The organism is Streptomyces sp. 13-12-16 (assembly GCF_002114215.1).
In the GTDB taxonomy this organism is placed as follows: domain Bacteria; phylum Actinomycetota; class Actinomycetes; order Streptomycetales; family Streptomycetaceae; genus Streptomyces.
Genome location: NZ_NCTE01001500.1, coordinates 1 through 2,525, shown reverse-complemented (window position 1 = coordinate 2,525; position 2,525 = coordinate 1). Strand labels below are relative to the sequence as shown.

Below are 2,525 nucleotides of genomic sequence, written 5' to 3'. Positions count from 1 at the left end.
CCGCCGCCCCGCCACGGGGAACGCGCCGAGGCAGAGCCCGACGATCCCCGCTCCGCGCGCGTGCGTGTCCCGGATCAGGGCGACGAGCTCGCCGTCCGGTTCCGGGAAGTCGGCCGGCCAGGAGGGGAAGACGAGCAGATCAGCCGATTCCGCCGCGGCGGGCCCGGCGAGGTCGTCGATCACGATCCCCTCCGAGGTGCGGATCGGGCGCGCGTCCGCACTCCACACCGTAGTGGTCCACTCCGGGGCCAGACCCTGCCGGGCCACCTCGCCGAATACGAGCAGGGGCGCGGCGAGGTGGAACGCGGTGATCCCGTCGAAGGCGTGAACGGCGATACGCATGCCCGTCCTAATCTCATCGATTATCTGCTTTTCTGCCACTCACTGTAGCGGCTGCGGCCCGCTGAGGATGGTGTCCACGGCGCCGTCCGCGCCGTGCCCACCAGGAACAGGAGAGAACGTTGACCGCCCCACGCCGCGCCCTTGTCCTCGTCGACGTGCAGCAGGAGTACTTCGACGGACCGCTGAACATCCAGTACCCGCCCCGCGAGGAATCGCTGAAAAACGTCCTGCGCGCCCTGGACATCGCCGCTCAGGCGGACCTGCCCGTCGTCGCCGTCCAGCACGAGTACCCGGAAGGGACCCCGGTCTTCACGGCCGGCTCGCCCGGCTGGGAGAACCACCCCGAGGTGGAAGACCGCATCGGCTCCACCACCAAGCGAGTGGTCAAGAACCACTCCGACATCTTCACCGCCACCGGGCTTGCCGAATGGTTCCGGGAGAACGAGATCGACACGCTGACCCTGGTCGGCTACATGACGAACAACTGCGTCCTGTCCACCTCCGCCGCGGCCGAGCCCCTCGGTTTCACGATCGAGGTCCTCTCCGACGCGACCGGCGCCATTCACCTCGCCAACGAGGCCGGCACCGCCTCCGCACAGCAGGTGCACGAGACCCTGATGACACTGCTGCACTCGAACTGGGCCGCGGTCACCACCACCGACACCTGGGCAGCAGCCGTCACCGACGAGAACCGCCTCGCCAAGAGCGACCTCATCACCTCGGCCACGCAGGGCCGAGCCGCTCACTGACGGCACACCACCCCTCCGCAAAGTGAGAGCGCTCCGGACGACGACGAGTCCGCGGCGCTCTCACCCCTGCGGGTCCGCGCACAAGCAGCCGGCGGATTCCGAGGCGGAGAGGAGCCTCACACGGCCTGTGCGTGGCCGCCGCCCGCGCGGCAGCAATCAGGCGGCCGCTGCCCTGGAGCGGGCCCACCGAGCGGCAGGCCGTGAGCCGCCGCCCCGGAAGCCGCACTGAAAAGAACCCTTGCGCTTCACTGCGCCTCTTCCCTCCGCCCCGCACCGACAGCGACTGGACGCTCCCGGCCCAGGACGAGCAGGAGGCAGCCGACGGCCGGTCTCCTTCCGGGCCACGCCCAGCGCAGCGCTGATCAGCGCTTCCCTGGGCCGGAGGCCCTCCACAGGTACTGCGCCGGCCAGTCCGGACGTTCAAGTCCGGCCCAGGCCCAGGCCCAGGCACGACGGCATCTGACGGTTCCCGAAGCCAGGTACCTCCAACCGCGACGGAATACCCCCCTGGGTATAGGTGTTAGTGTGAGCATCAGATACCCCCGGGGGTACATCTCTTCCTGAGAGGAGTCTTGGATCGTGTTCTTCGTCGACACCCTGGAACTCGAGGGCCTGGGCAACCGCAGCTACCTGGCCGGCGGGCCCGACGCCGCGGTGGTCGTCGACCCGCCGCGCGACATCGACCAGGTCATCGCCGCCGCAGCGAAGCGCGGAGTGCGCATCGCGTATGTGGCGGAGACCCATGTGCACAACGACTACGTCACCGGCGGCCTGGAACTGGCCCGGGTGACCGGTGCCGCCTATCTGATACCGGCCGGGGCGCACGTGTCCTTCGCCCATGCCCCGGTTGCCGACGGTGACACCGTGACGGTGGACGAGGGCCTAGTGCTGCGCGCGATCGCCACCCCCGGGCACACCCCGCACCACACCTCCTACGTCCTGGAGGAGGACGGGCGCGGTGTGGCGGCGTTCACCGGCGGGTCGCTGCTGATCGGCACGGTGGGCCGCCCGGACCTGGTCGAGCCTCGGTTGACCGAGGAGCTGGCGCGCGCCCAGCACGCCTCCGCGCACCGGCTGGCCGATGAGCTGGACGACGAGGTGCCGGTGCTGCCCACCCACGGGTTCGGCAGCTTCTGCTCCTCCGCACAGGCCGAGGGGGACGCGACCACGATCGGCAAGGAGCGCGAGACGAACGACGCGCTGAACCTGGACGTGGACACCTTCGTCGCCCGGACGCTGGCCGGACTGGACGACGTACCCGCCTACTACGCGCACATGGGCCCGGCCAACGCCGCCGGCCCCGTGCCGGTCGACCTCACCCCGCCGCGGCGCGCGGACGCCGAGGAGATCGCCGCCCGGCTGGCCGCGGGCGAGTGGGTGGTGGACCTGCGCAACCGGGTCGCCTTCGCCGCGGGGCACGTGGCCGGGTCGTTC

At 70.7% G+C, this 2,525-nt stretch carries 2 protein-coding genes and 1 pseudogene; 2 read left to right on the top strand and 1 reads right to left on the bottom strand.

The features are described from left to right. Positions 1 to 342: pseudogene (locus B7767_RS43450) on the bottom strand (hypothetical protein); the annotation flags it as partial. Positions 343 to 461: 119 nt separating this feature from the next. Between B7767_RS43450 and B7767_RS43445 the strand changes: the two are divergent. Continuing rightward, positions 462 to 1,091, top strand: a complete 630-nt coding sequence (locus B7767_RS43445; RefSeq protein ID WP_085576573.1) for an isochorismatase family protein — start codon at positions 462 to 464, stop codon at positions 1,089 to 1,091. A gap of 579 nt (positions 1,092 to 1,670) precedes the next feature. Beyond that, positions 1,671 to 2,525: MBL fold metallo-hydrolase (locus tag B7767_RS43440; protein ID WP_143653040.1), on the top strand; the 855-nt coding region annotated here is incomplete at its 3' end.